We start from the raw sequence: 13,622 nt of genomic DNA, 5'->3' as shown, positions 1-13,622 counted from the left end.
TCGAAGGATGCCGATCGGGGGAGGGTCCGCGCGCCGCACGCTCGTGCTGGCCCTGCTGCTGCCCCTCCTCGTCGCGGGCTGCGGGCGCGACCCCGAACAGCCGGAGTCCGAGCCGACCCCGTCGGCCTCGTCGCCGGTCCCGACCACCAGCGGGTCCTTCGCGCCGACCGGCGACACGCTCGACCCGGCGATGGCCGTCGAGCGGCCCGGTCGCCGCGAGGGCCAGGTCTGGAGCGCCGACCTCCTCGTGTTCGGGCAGGAGACCGTCGATGCGGAGACGCTCGAGCGGCTGGCCGACCTGGACGGGGTCGCGGCGGTCGAGCAGCTGAGCCTGGCCCAGGTCACCATCCAGAACAGGGCCGTCAACGTCGCAGCGGTCGACCCTGCGACGTACCGCAACTTCACGCTGCTCGCCGACGACCGGACGGTGTGGGACCGCGTCGCCGACGGAGAGCTGTCGATCGAGGCGAAGCTGTGGAGGCGCACCGAGGAGGGGTACCTGCGCCTGGGCTCGGCTGCCGACGCGCCGGAGGTGCACGTCGGCACGCGGGCGGACCAGCTGCCCCAGGTCGACGTCGTCCTCAACGAGAAGTGGGGTGCGGCGCTCGACATGACCCCCGGCAACGCGGTGCTGATCTCCACGCGCCTGACCGACCCCGCGAAGGTCCGCCCGGAGGTGCAGGACGTCGTCGGGAAGGGCGTGTCCGTGCAGCGCCTCGACATCGCCGCCGAGCTCGGCCTCGACACCTCGGCGTCGATCCAGACGGCGCTCCTCACGGGCGGCTCCGTCGGCGCAGTGGTCGGGACCTTCACCTACACCGTCCTCGACGGGGGCCGGATCGCGCCGGACCCGGCGTGGGTCAGCAGCCACATCACCACCGAAGAAGTGCCGATCCTCGGCCAGATGACCTGCAACAAGGCGATCTTCCCCCAGCTGCGGGCCGCGCTCACGGAGATCCAGCGCCAGGGGTTGGCCGCCGAGATCCACCCCGACGAGTACGCCGGCTGCTACAACCCCCGCTTCATCGCCGGCTCCACCACGCTGTCCAACCACGCGTTCGGCCTCGCCTTCGACCTCAACGTGCCGGGCAACCGGCGCGGCACCGTCGGCGAGATCGACCGCCGGATCGTCGCGATCTTCGAGCGTTGGGGATTCGGCTGGGGTGGCCGGTGGAGCTGGACCGACCCGATGCACTTCGAGCTCAACGCCCTCGTGCGCCCGAGCTGAACGGCCCTCTAGCCTGACCGCATGCGTGCAGCCCAGGTCGTCCGCACCACCGGTCCGTCCGGCGTCGAGGTCCAGGACGTGCCGGAGCCGCAGCCGGGGCCCGGCGAGGTGCTGGTCCGGGTCCGGTCGGTGGGGTTGTCGTTCCCGGACCTGCTGCTGAGCAAGGGGCTCTACCAGCTGCGGCCCGACCCGCCCTTCACGATCGGCGTCGACCTCGCGGGGGACGTGCTCGTCGCGCCGGACGGGTCCGGCCTGACGGCGGGCGACCGGGTGGCGGCGGTGGTGCCCCACGGCGCCGCGGCCGAGCTGGCCGCGGTCCCGGCAGGGTCGGTGCTCCCGATGCCGGACGCGATGTCGTACGACGTCGCGGCGGCACTCCCGATGAACTACCTCACCGCGCAGTTCGCGCTCGCCGAGCGAGCGGGCCTGCGGGCCGGTGAGACGGTCCTGGTGCACGGCGCGGCCGGCGGCGTCGGCACCGCGACGATCCAGGTCGCCAAGGCGATGGGCGCTCGCACGATCGCGGTGGTGTCGACCGACGAGAAGGCCGCGGTCGCACGGGGCGCGGGCGCCGACGAGACGGTGCTGCTCGACGGGTTCAAGGACGCCGTCGCCGGGCTTGCCGACGGCCGAGGTGTCGACGTGGTCGTGGACGTGGTGGGCGGAGACGTCTTCACCGACTCGCTCCGGGTGCTGGCGCCGCTCGGCCGGTTGCTGGTGGTCGGTTTCGCGGCCGGGCAGGGCATCCCCGAGGTCCGGGTGAACCGGCTGCTGCTGCACAACATCGACGTCAGGGGCGTGGGCTGGGGCGCGTACGCCTTGAACCGGCGGGGCTACCTCCGGCAGCAGTGGGACGCCGTGCTGCCCTGGTGGGACAGCGGTGTGGTGGACCCGCCGATCGGGGCGACGTACCCGCACGAGCGGGCGGCCGAGGCGCTCGAGGTCCTCGACGGCCGGCGCGCGATGGGCAAGGTCGTGCTGGCCGTCGGCCCGGGCACCGATGCGTGACGACATGCAGACCGACGCGGGCTGACCCAGTTCCCGGTCTGGACCAGAAAGCCTTGACTGCGCCGCGTTAGGGTCGCTCCGTGAGCATCCTGGACGACGCCCGCGAGGGCATGAACCTCGACATCCGCCCTCAGGACGACCTGTTCGGCCATGTCAACGGCACCTGGCTGGAGACTGTGGAGATCCCGTCGGACCGGTCCAGCTGGGGTCCGTTCGTGCAGCTGGCCGACACCGCCGAGGAACAGGTGCACCACATCATCGAGGACCTCGCCGGCGACCCTCCGACCGGTGAGGTCAGCACGGAGCGCGAGAAGATCTCCGCCCTCTTCAACTCCTTCATGAACACCGACGCCATCGAGCGGCTCGGGACCCGGCCGGTGCAGCCGCTGGTCAACGCGGTCGCGGCGCTGCGTGACGTCCGCGACCTGGCCGCGTTCCTGGGCGAGTTCGAGCGGATCGGCGGCCACGGGCTCTTCGGCTCCTACGTCAACATGGACCGCAAGAACTCCGACCGCTACCTCGTCTATCTCTTCCAGGGCGGGCTCGGCCTGCCCGACGAGTCCTACTACCGCGACGACAAGTTCGCCGAGATGCGCGACAAGTACGTCGCCTACGTCGCCGCCCTGCTGCGCCTGGCCGACTACGACGGCGACGCCGATGCGGCCGCCGCGACCGTGCTGGCCATCGACACCAAGCTGGCCGCCGGCCACTGGGAGCGCTCCGAGACGCGCGACGTGCAGAAGACCTACAACCTGCTCACCCTCGACGAGCTGCGTGACCTCGCTCCGGAGTTCGACTGGTCCGCGTACGTCACCAACCTCGGCGGCGACGGCAAGACGCTCGCCGAGTCGGTCGTCATGCAGCCCTCGTTCTTCTCACACCTGTCCACCGTGCTGGCCGAGGTGCCCATCGAGGACTGGAAGCCGTGGATGCTGTCGCGCGTGCTGCGCTCCGCGGCGCCGTACCTCACCGACGCGTTCGTCGAGACCAACTTCGACTTCTACGGGCGCACGCTCAACGGGACGCCCGAGCTGCGGGCGCGCTGGAAGCGCGGCGTGGCCTTCGTCGAGGGAGCGATCGGCGAGGCGGTCGGGCGCGAGTACGTCGCCCGCCACTTCCCGCCGCGCTCGAAGGCGCTGATGGACGAGCTGGTCGCGAACCTGCTGACGGCGTACCGCGAGTCGATCGCGGCGCTCGACTGGATGACCGAGGAGACCAAGCAGCGGGCCTACGAGAAGCTCGACACCTTCCGGCCCAAGATCGGCTACCCCGACGAGTTCCGCGACTACTCCGGGCTGCACGTGCGCGGCGACGACCTGATCGGCAACGTCGCGGCCGCCGCGGCGTTCGAGACCGACCGTCAGCTCGCCAAGATCGGCGCCCCCGTCGACCGCGACGAGTGGCTGATGCTGCCGCAGACCGTGAACGCCTACTACAACCCCGGCACCAACGAGATCTGCTTCCCGGCCGGCATCCTGCAGAAGCCGTTCTTCGACGCCGACGCGGACGAGGCGGAGAACTACGGCGGCATCGGGGCGGTGATCGGTCACGAGATCGGCCACGGCTTCGACGACCAGGGCGCGCAGTACGACGGCGCGGGCAACCTCCACGACTGGTGGACTCCCGACGACAAGGCGGCCTTCGAGGTGAAGTCGAAGGCCCTGGTCGAGCAGTACGACGAGTTCGAGCCGCGCAACCTGCCGGGCGAGAAGGTCAACGGCTCGCTCACCGTGGGCGAGAACATCGGCGACCTCGGCGGGCTGACGATCGCGCACAAGGCGTACGCCATCGCGAAGGGCGGGCGGCCGAGCAAGGACGAGAGCCGCAGGCTGTTCATGAACTGGAGCTACGTCTGGCGCACGAAGCGGCGTACGGAGCAGGAGCAGCAGTACCTCACCATCGACCCGCACTCCCCGCCGGAGTTCCGCGCCAACATCGTGCGCAACCTCGACGAGTTCCACGACGCCTTCGAGACCACTGCGGACGACGGCCTCTGGCTCGACCCTGACAAGCGGGTCAGGATCTGGTAGCCCTCAACTGTTAGCGCCGCCCTGTTAGCGCCGCGCTGTTAGCGCCGCCCTGCGCGCTGCCGCCGCTGGACCAGCGGCGCCGCAACACCCCGCGGAGCGACGGATGAGCGCGCAGGACGGCTGTCGGGGGGAATGCCCTGGCGCGCCCTGTTGGACGACGTCCGGGCAAGTCGTGGGCCGGATGCCCGACCACCGGTGCCGGTGGGTTGCGGGGGCACCCGGCCCTTGCGGGGGGACAACCCGTGGAGATCGGACCCCTCAGGTCCCGCTGGGAGTCGGCCCGGCGGGACCTCCGAGGGATCGCGGGTTCGTCAGCCTGCCGAGAGGCAGGTGACCTGGAGGATGAGCGGACCGGCGCCGAGCACGGTGATCGGGTTCACGTCCGAGGCGGTGAAGCCGTTGTTGCCGTTGCGCTGGATCTGCGAGGCGGGCAGGGCGTCCAGCGGGCTCTCGGTGTAGGAGTTCGCGCTGATGGCGACCTTGCCGGCCGGGCAGCTCGCCGACACGGAACGGCGAGACAGCAGCGGCACGGGGCCTGTCGACTGCGCCGTGACGACCTGGAAGCCGGTGGCTCCGCTGTTGATCGTCTGGAGCAGCGTCGTGCTGATGTCCGACGAGGTGAGAGTGCCGTCGGCGATCTGCTCGCTGGTGATCGAGTTGCTCCTGATGTCGGCGCCCGTGAGGCTGTGGTCGGCGACGTGCGAGCCCTTGACGGCGCCCTTCTTCAGGTCCTTGCCCTTCACTGTCCTGTTCTTGATGGCCTTGCTCTTGACGGCGTTCTTCTTCAGGTCCTTGCCGGTGATGCTGTGGTCCTTGATCTGCTTTCCGGAGATCATCAGCGCGGCTGTGGCCGAGGAGGAGATCGCGACGACGAGGGCCAGGACGGCCACCGCCATGACGGGGGAGATGCGGCGTAGATAACTGGTCATGGACCGAGGTTGGCACGGAAAAAGGCCGGCTTAAGTAAAAACCGGATGTGTCAAAAAAGTTATGGCCCGAGGGTAAAAGGTGAAGGGTCGCCTTACACCTCAAGGTGTGAAGTGCGTCGATCCTCAACTTCCGGACGACCTGGCAACGACTTGTCCGTTCAGCGGTTGGGGCAGGCGGACGGCGACTCGACGTTCTGACAGCGGTTCGAGCCCGCTCCGCCCCTCACCTGGTCGAGTCCCGGACCGCCGTCGACCACGTCGTCACCGCCGCCGCCCTTGAAGAGGTCGTCGCCGATCTGGCCGAAGCCCTGGTCGTTTCCCCTACCGAGCTTGACCACGTCGTCGCCACCGCCGGCCCAGACCACGTCGACGCCGCCGCCACCGAAGACGGACTCCGCCAGGGTGCTGCCCCAGAAGACGTCGTTGCCGGGGCCGCCGATGAGACGGGCGCCGGTGGTGTCGGTGCCGCTCACGGCGAGCGCGACGAACTCGTCGTCGCCGGGGCCGCCGAGCGCCGTGTCGACGCCGTGCACCTCGATCCGGTCGTCGCCCTCTCCACCGTCGGCGTACGTCGCCCCGCAGATCAGGTCGTTCCCGCCCATGCCCTGCACCTGGTCGCCGCCGATGACGACGTCGACCGCGTCGCTGCCGACGAAGTCCTCACCGATCTCGAGCTCCTCCGTCGGCGTCGCGCCGAAGCAGGTGCCGTCGACGCTCTGCGCGGGTGCGCGCAAGCCGTCGGCGTAGGAGGTGCCGAAGGTCGCCGACACCAGTGCGCACGCGAGGGCCGACGCCGCGACGACGCCGGCGATACGGGTGGCCATGGGAGATCGTCCTCGGTCTCTGTCGGGAGCATGACGGATGGGTGACTCGTGGTCCGGTGCTCAGTCTGATGCACGGCAGGGCGGATTGGTTCGCACCGTTGTGGAGGACCGCGTCGAGTGTCGGGACGCGCTGGTAGAGATGAGGGGTGACCCAGACCCAGATCGTCGACCTGAGGCCAGCCGCCGAGGAGCACCTCCGTGCGCTGGTGGGGCGCGACGACGCCCGGCTGCGCGACGACCAATGGGCGGCGATCGAGGCGCTCGTCGTCGGTCGGCGGCGCGCCCTGGTGGTGCAGCGGACCGGCTGGGGCAAGTCGGCGGTCTACTTCGTCGCCACCGCGCTGCTGCGGGCGGAAGGTGCGGGTCCGACGGTGATCGTGTCGCCGCTGCTCGCGCTGATGCGCAACCAGATCGCGGCCGCCCAGCGGGCGGGCATCCGGGCGGTCACCATCAACTCCACCAACAACGAGCAGTGGCAAGAGGTCCACGCGTCGATCGCAGCCGGCGAGGTCGACGTCCTCCTCGTCTCTCCGGAGCGTCTCAACAACCCGGGCTTCCGCGACGAGGTGCTGCCCCGCCTGGCCGCGTCGGCGGGGCTGCTGGTCGTCGACGAGGCGCACTGCATCTCCGACTGGGGGCACGACTTCAGGCCGGACTACCGACGGCTGCGCACCCTCCTGGCCGAGCTGCCCGAAGGCATCCCCGTGCTCGCGACCACCGCCACCGCCAACGCCCGGGTGACCGCCGACGTCGCCGAGCAGCTCGTCGCGCGCGGCGAGCCGGGCGCGCGCCTGGAGAGCCTGGGCTCCGACGTGCTCGTGCTGCGCGGGTCGCTCGACCGCGACTCCCTGCAGCTTGGCGTCGTCCGGCTGCGCACGGCCGAGCAGCGCCTCGCCTGGCTCGCCGACCACCTCGCCGAGCAGCCCGGCTCGGGGATCGTCTACTGCCTGACCGTCGCGGCCACCCAGGAGGTCGCCGACTACCTCCGCAGCCGCGGGCACGTCGTGGCTGCGTACTCCGGCCAGACCGAGACGACCGAGCGGCTCGCGCTCGAGGACGACCTGATCAACGGGCGGGTCAAGGCGCTGGTGGCCACGTCCGCGCTCGGCATGGGCTTCGACGCCGCACTGGGTTTCGTGGTCAACCTCGGGGCGCCCGCGTCACCGGTGGCCTACTACCAGCAGGTCGGCCGGGCCGGGCGCGGCATCGCCCCGGGCACCAGCGCCAGCGTCGTGCTGCTGCCCGCGCTGGAGGACCGCGACATCTGGGCCTACTTCGCCTCGCTCGCGTTTCCTCCCGAGCCGGTGGTGCGGCAGACGCTGGCCACCCTCGCCGAGGTCGGGGCCGAGACCGGCCGGCCCGTCAGCACGCCGGCCCTGGAGGCCCGGGTCGAGCTCAACCGCACCCGGCTCGAGCAGATGCTCAAGGTGCTCGACGTCGATGGCGCCGTACGCCGCGTCCAGGGCGGGTGGGAGGCCACCGGCGCCGACTGGACCTACGACGAGGAGCGCTACGCCGCCCTCGCGGCCGCGCGCAAGCGCGAGCAGGACGCGATGCTGGCCTACCTCGACACCGACAGCTGCCGGATGTGGTTCCTGCGCGACCAGCTCGACGACGAGGCCAACTGGGACCTCGAGGCCGGCGAGCGGTGCGGGCGCTGCGACAACTGCGGCGGCCTGACGCTCGGCGCCGAGGTGTCCGAGGACTCCGTGGCGGCGGCCGCACAGCGGCTCTCGCGCCCCGGCGTGCCCATCGAGCCGCGCAAGCTGTGGCCCCAGGCGCTCTCGGCGCTCGGAGTGTCGCTCACCGGCAAGATCGCGGAGCGTCCCTCGCAGGGCCGGGCCGTCGCCCGCCTCACCGACCTGGGCTACGGCCAACAGCTGCGCGACCTCTTCCGTGTGGACGGCGACGGCCGCGTCGTCGACGGACCGGTCCCCGATGGACTGGCCCGCGCGATGGTGTCGGTCCTCGCCGACTGGCGTCCCGGGGTCGACGCGATCGTGTCGATCGAGTCGGCCCGCCGCCCGACCCTGGTGGGCGACCTGGCCGACGGGCTCTCGCGCTATCTCCGGGTCCCGGTCGTCGCGCACTTCGCGATCGTGGACCCCGACGTACGCCCCGGCCAGGGCGCGATGAACTCCGCCCAGCGGGTGGCCGCCGTCTCGCGGCGCTTCGCGCTCGACGCCCCGGTCTCCGGGCGGATCCTGCTCGTCGACGACCTCGTCGGCACCGGCTGGACCCTCACCCTCGCCGCCCGCGCGCTGCTCCAGGCCGGCGCCACCGAGGTCTCTCCGCTCACCCTCGCCGTCGAGAGCTGACGCTCACCCGCCGACTCGGCTCAATGCATCATCGCGGCGGGGTCGACCGGCGCGACCTTGCGACGTGGGAGGAAGAGCGCCGGGACCAGGCAGACGGCGACCAGGATCACCGCGACCAGGAACGAGTCGGCGAAGGCTCCGGCGAGACCCGACGGGGTCGGGCCACCGGCGGCGGCCGAGGCGTCCTGGATGCCGTTGGTGAGCAGCACGGAGAACAGCGCGAAGCCGATGGACGACGCGATCTGCTGGGTGATGTTCATCAGTGTGGAGCCGCGGGCGATGCTGTGGTCCTTCAGCGTGGCCAGCGCCGCGGACATGATCGGCATCATCGTGCCGCCCATGCCGAGGCCCATGACGAACAGCGCGCCGATGATGACGGCGTAGGACGTCGTGTCGCTGAGCTGGGTGAAGGCGGCCATCCCGACCACGATCGTGCCGATGCCGGTGAGGACGATCTTGCCGGGGCCGATGCGGTCGGCGAGCATGCCCGCGATCGGCATCGTGATCATCGCTCCGAAGCCCTGGGGCGCGATCAGCCAGCCGGCCGAGAGGGCGTCCTCACCGCGGATGAACTGGAAGTACTGCGGGAAGAGCAGGCTCGACCCGAAGAACGCGACAGCGAAGAGCATCATCGCGACGACGGCGATGGTCATGTCCTTGTTGGCGAACAGGCGCAGGTCGACCAACGGGTGGATGTTGCGGCGGGCCAGCGCCCACGGCACGAAGGCGATGATCAGCACCAGGCCGATTGCGGCGGGCACCAGCACCTTGGCGTGACCGACGCCGCCGGCCTCGGGGATCGAGGAGACGCCGTAGAGGAACAGCGCCAGACCCGGCGAGAGCATCACCATGCCCAGCCAGTCGAAGCTCTCGGACGGCTGGACGTTGTCCGTCGGCAGCACCATCGCGGCGTAGATCAGCGCGACGATGCCGATCGGCAGGTTGATCAGGAAGATCCAGTGCCACGAGGCGATGTCGATGAGCCAGCCGCCGAGGATCGGGCCGAAGATCGGCCCGAGCAGCATCGGGACGCCGAGCACGGCCATCACGCGGCCGACGCGGTCGGGGCCGGCGGCGCGGGTCAGGATCGTCATGCCCAGCGGCATCAGCATGCCGCCACCGAGTCCTTGGACGACCCGGAACGCGACCAGCATCTCCAGCGACGTCGCGGTCGCGCAGAGCACGGAGCCGGCGGTGAAGAGCACGACGGCGAGCAGGTAGAGCCGCTTGGTGCCGAACCGGTCGGCTGCCCAGCCGGTCAGCGGGATGACGCTCGCGAGCGCCAGCGTGTAGCCCGTCATCGTCCAGGCGACCTCGGCGGGGTTCGCCGAGAACACGCTCTGGAAGGTCTGCAGGGCCACGGAGACGACGGTGATGTCGAGGATCGACATGATGGCGCCGAGGACGACGACACCGGCGACGACGAGCACGTCGCGGTCCAGCCCGTCTCCCGAGGCCGAGGTGGTGGTCTCGCCGGACTTCCCGGCGTCGGTGGAGGTCTCAGTTGTCACACCCGCAAGGGTAGGGACGGACACCGACGTCCGGCCAATCGTTAACGGCCACGCGCGCGGCGTCGGGAGTTCTTGCGGATCCGGCATCGGAACCATTCGTCGGTGCCCCGCGTTAGCGTCGAGTCGGTCACGCGTGCGCGGCGTGCGCCAGGGTGCGCCAGGGGACGAGAGCGGCGGGGAGGTGGACGACGGGTGGGACTCGATCGCGGTGCGCTGCCCTCCTCGGGCACGGCCAGCCTCCTGGTCGCCGACCCGCCGCGGCAGGGCTCGATCCAGGTCGTCGATGAGCGGCGCACGGTCACGCTGCCGGTCCGCGACGCGCTCGCCGGCCTGGCTCGCGCGCAGGCGCGCGACGACCTCTCCCCGTCCATGCGTCTCTTCGCCGAGACCACCCTGCTCGGGCTGCGCCTGGTCGCCGCGGGCCGGGTACGCCCCGAACAGGGCGCGAGCGGGCCGCACTGGCGCGCGGGAGAGCTCGACGACGAAGCGGCCGCCACCGTGGAGCGCCTCGTCGACGACGCCGTGGCGGGCGGGCTCGAGCCGGCGACCGCGCGCGTGACGGTGGGCCGGCTCCTCGACGCGGTGGCCGACGTGCTGCCGCGGGCCGCGCCCACGAGCACCCATCGGCAGCTCGCCCCCGCGCTGCGTCGCCGGCTGGCCCCGGCGAGGGGAGCGGCTGAGGGGGCTGCCGACCCACCCCAGCTGGTCGGCCTCAGCCTGCGCGTCGAGGCCGACGAGGACGAGCTCGTGGCGGGCTCGGTCCGATTGGTGCTGCAGGTGCAGGACGAGCAGGACCCGCTCCACCTCGTCGACGCCGCCGTGCTCTGGACGGGCCCGCCGGCGGAGCACGGCTTCGGCGACCGGGCCAGGGTGCACGCGACCATCGCTCTCCGGGCGGCGGCGGAGGAGTGGCCCGTCCTCGACCGGCTGCTCGAGCAACCGGTGCCCGACCAGCTCACCCTCGACACCGACGAGCTGGTCAGCCTCCTGGACGACGGGGTCGAGGCGCTGCGTCGCCGGGGCGTCGACGTCCTGTGGCCGCGCAGCCTGGGCCGCGATCTCACGACCACCGTGACCCTCGACCGGCGCTCCGGTGCGCGCGAGGGCGAGCTGGTCGAGGGGCTGCTCGGGACGAGCGCCCTGTTCGCCTTCCAGTGGCAGGTCGCGCTGCATGGCGAGCCGCTGACGGCCGAGGAGATGACCAGGCTCACCCAGGCCACCGGCCCGCTGCTCCGGCTGCGCGGCCAGTGGACGGTGGTCGACCCGGCGGTCGCCCGCCGGGCCAAGAAGCGTCTGGTCCGCAGCGTGCGGCCGGTCGAGGCGGTCGCCGCGGCCCTGTCCGGGGTCGTCGAGGTCGAGGACGTCGACCACGAGGTCATCGTCGGCGCCTCGCTGCTGAAGGTGCGCGAGCAGCTGCGCACCGCCGCCACCAGGGAGCCTGTCGCGCCGCCGGCCGGCCTGCAGGCGACGCTGCGCGACTACCAACGCCACGGGCTCACCTGGCTGGCCGAGCTCACCGGCCTGGGGCTGGGTGCCTGTCTCGCCGACGACATGGGCCTCGGCAAGACCGTCACCCTGATCGCCCTGCACCTGCACCGGCGCGAGGCCGGGCTCACCGGGCCCACCCTCGTCGTCTGCCCGACGTCCCTGCTCGGCACGTGGGAGGCCGAGGTGCGCCGCTTCGCCCCGACCGTGCCCGTGCGCCGCTTCCACGGGTCCGCCCGCGACCTCGGCGACCTGACCGACGGCATCGTGCTGACGACGTACGGGACCCTCAGGTCGACCCTGGCCTCGGACGGACCCATGGCGGAGGCCCTGCGCGAGGTGCGCTGGGACCTCGTGGTCGCCGACGAGGCGCAGCACGTCAAGAACCCGCGCTCGGCGACGGCCCGCGCGCTGCGCACGGTCCCGAGCCGGGCCCGCGTCGCCCTGACCGGTACGCCGGTGGAGAACGACCTCACCGAGCTGTGGGCGATCCTCGACTGGGCCACGCCCGGGCTGCTCGGCAGCCGCAACGCCTTCCGCAAGGTGTGGGCCGGTCCGATCGAGTCCGGGCTCGAGCCGACCAAGGCGCGGCAGTTCGCCGAGCTGATCGGGCCGTTCCTGCTGCGCCGGCGCAAGTCCGACCCCGGCATCGCTCCCGAGCTGCCGCCCAAGACCGAGACCGACCACGTGCTCGGGCTGACGCGGGAGCAGGTGGTGCTCTACGAAGCCTTCGTGAAGGACACGATGGAGCGCATCGAGCGTGCCGACGAGGACCAGCGGCGTGGTCTCGTGCTGGCGCTGCTGACCGGGCTGAAGCAGATCTGCAACCACCCGGCGCAGTTCCTCAAGCAGGCCAGCCCCCGGCTGGCGGGCCGGTCCCAGAAGCTCGACGCCGTCGACGAGCTGGTCTCCACCGTCGTGGCCGAGGACGGCGCCGTCCTGGTCTTCACGCAGTACGTCGCGATGGCCCGCCTGCTGGAGACCCACCTGACCCGCGCGGGGGTGTCGCACCAGTTCCTGCACGGCGGCACGCCGGTGGGCGAGCGCGAGGCGATGGTGACCCGCTTCCAGGCCGGCGAGGTCCCCGTCTTCCTGCTGTCCCTGAAGGCCGGCGGCACCGGGCTCAACCTCACCCGGGCCGACCACGTCATCCACGTCGACCGCTGGTGGAACCCCGCCGTCGAGGAGCAGGCCACCGACCGGGCCTACCGCATCGGCCAGACCAGGCCGGTCCAGGTGCACAAGCTGATCACCCGCGGCACCATCGAGGAGCGCATCGCGCAGCTGCTGACCCGCAAGCGCGCGCTGGCCGACTCCGTGCTTGCCGCCGACGGCGGGCTCACGGCGCTGACCGAGCTGAGCGACGCCGAGCTGCGCGACCTGGTCACCCTGCGCCCGCAGGACGACTGGCCCGACGATCCCGACGATCCCGACGAGGCCGACGAGGCCGACGAGGCCGACGAGGCCGACGAGGCCGACGAGGTCGGCGAGTGAGTCCCATCCACCGCCGCCAGGCCGCCCGCCGCGGCGCAGCGCGGGCCAGCACCTGGTGGGGCAAGGCGTGGGTCCGCGCCGTCGAGGAGTCGGCGTACGCCGAGGAGGACCTGCGCGCCGCCCGCACGCTGGCCCGCTCCGGCCGGCTCGGCCCGATCGCGGTCGACCGGGGGACGATCGGCTGCACGGTGGTCGGCGAGGAAACGATGCCGGCGGTCGTCGGGTCGCTCGAGCTGCTGCCCGACCGTGCGCTCGACGCGTTGGTCGACCTGGTCGCCGCCGAGGCCGGGCGCATCGCGGCCCTGCTGGCCGGCGACCTCCCGCTGCGCCTGGTGGAGCACGCCGAGGAGGTGGGCGTCGAGCTGCTGCCGTACTCCGGCGAGTTCTCCTGGGGCTGCACCTGTGACGCCTGGCTCGACCCCTGCCGGCACGCGCTCGCGGTCGGCTACCAGCTCGCCTGGCTGGTCGACGCCGACCCGTTCGTGCTGCTCGGGCTGCGCGGGCTTCCGCGCGACGACCTGCTCGCCAGGCTCCATGCGCGCGGCTCGGCGTCCCCCCAGCAGGACTCGGCCCCCGACGACGTCGAGATCGCCTACGACGCCGCCCTCAGGGCCCGCCGCGCCCTCCAGCTGCTGGCCGCCGGCGCGCCGATCGACCACCTGCTCTAGGCAAGCCAGTCTCGGCCGACCCCCGCGTCCCGGGGCGGCAACTCCCGCGCAATTGCTGAGATGTTGTCGCGCGTGAGGGCAGAACGCGACAACAACCGCACAATTGCGCGGAAGTTGCCGCCCGGGA

9 protein-coding genes are annotated in these 13,622 nt (G+C 71.9%); 6 read left to right on the top strand and 3 right to left on the bottom strand.

Features of this window, described 5'->3' with window-relative positions; all coding sequences use genetic code 11:
• Nucleotides 1-7 precede the first annotated feature (7 nt).
• The 3 genes from ABD295_RS19015 to ABD295_RS19005 all read left to right on the top strand — a co-directional run bounded on the left by ABD295_RS19015 (nucleotide 8) and on the right by ABD295_RS19005 (nucleotide 4,266).
• On the top strand, nucleotides 8-1,228 hold the full coding sequence (locus ABD295_RS19015) for a M15 family metallopeptidase (protein WP_344305386.1): 1,221 nt from the start codon (nucleotides 8-10) through the stop codon (nucleotides 1,226-1,228).
• A gap of 21 nt (nucleotides 1,229-1,249) precedes the next feature.
• Complete coding sequence (locus ABD295_RS19010; RefSeq protein ID WP_344305385.1) at nucleotides 1,250-2,236, top strand: NADPH:quinone oxidoreductase family protein; 987 nt, start codon at nucleotides 1,250-1,252, stop codon at nucleotides 2,234-2,236.
• 80 nt (nucleotides 2,237-2,316) lie between these two features.
• Nucleotides 2,317-4,266 (top strand): M13 family metallopeptidase, encoded by a 1,950-nt coding sequence (locus ABD295_RS19005; RefSeq protein ID WP_344305384.1) that lies wholly within the window; start codon nucleotides 2,317-2,319, stop codon nucleotides 4,264-4,266.
• Between the two features lie 311 nt (nucleotides 4,267-4,577).
• On the opposite strand, the gene ABD295_RS19000 is transcribed toward ABD295_RS19005, so the two are convergent.
• On the bottom strand, nucleotides 4,578-5,195 hold the full coding sequence (locus ABD295_RS19000) for a hypothetical protein (protein WP_344305383.1): 618 nt from the start codon (nucleotides 5,193-5,195) through the stop codon (nucleotides 4,578-4,580).
• Nucleotides 5,196-5,353: 158 nt separating this feature from the next.
• The gene (locus tag ABD295_RS18995; RefSeq protein WP_344305382.1) at nucleotides 5,354-6,019 is read right to left on the bottom strand and encodes a hypothetical protein; all 666 of its coding nucleotides are present in this window, start codon (nucleotides 6,017-6,019) and stop codon (nucleotides 5,354-5,356) included.
• Nucleotides 6,020-6,165: 146 nt separating this feature from the next.
• On the opposite strand from ABD295_RS18995, the gene ABD295_RS18990 reads away from it, so the two are divergent.
• The gene (locus ABD295_RS18990; RefSeq protein WP_344305381.1) at nucleotides 6,166-8,337 is read left to right on the top strand and encodes a RecQ family ATP-dependent DNA helicase; all 2,172 of its coding nucleotides are present in this window, start codon (nucleotides 6,166-6,168) and stop codon (nucleotides 8,335-8,337) included.
• 20 nt (nucleotides 8,338-8,357) lie between these two features.
• On the opposite strand, the gene ABD295_RS18985 is transcribed toward ABD295_RS18990, so the two are convergent.
• On the bottom strand, nucleotides 8,358-9,848 hold the full coding sequence (locus ABD295_RS18985; RefSeq protein ID WP_344305380.1) for a DHA2 family efflux MFS transporter permease subunit: 1,491 nt from the start codon (nucleotides 9,846-9,848) through the stop codon (nucleotides 8,358-8,360).
• Nucleotides 9,849-10,040: 192 nt separating this feature from the next.
• Between ABD295_RS18985 and ABD295_RS18980 the strand changes: the two genes are divergently transcribed.
• Together ABD295_RS18980 and ABD295_RS18975 are read left to right on the top strand one after the other, a co-directional pair.
• On the top strand, nucleotides 10,041-12,827 hold the full coding sequence (locus ABD295_RS18980; RefSeq protein WP_344305379.1) for a DEAD/DEAH box helicase: 2,787 nt from the start codon (nucleotides 10,041-10,043) through the stop codon (nucleotides 12,825-12,827).
• Nucleotides 12,824-13,495 carry an SWIM zinc finger family protein gene (locus tag ABD295_RS18975; protein WP_344305378.1) on the top strand — a complete coding sequence of 224 codons (672 nt, stop codon included), beginning with the start codon at nucleotides 12,824-12,826 and terminating at the stop codon, nucleotides 13,493-13,495. Before ABD295_RS18980 ends, ABD295_RS18975 begins: the two co-directional genes overlap by 4 nt.
• Nucleotides 13,496-13,622: the final 127 nt, after the last annotated feature.

The organism is Nocardioides bigeumensis (genome assembly GCF_039531755.1).
Taxonomy (GTDB): Bacteria; Actinomycetota; Actinomycetes; order Propionibacteriales; family Nocardioidaceae; genus Nocardioides; species Nocardioides bigeumensis.
Note: the sequence above shows the minus strand (reverse complement) of the source record. Positions and strands in the feature narration are given on the sequence as shown.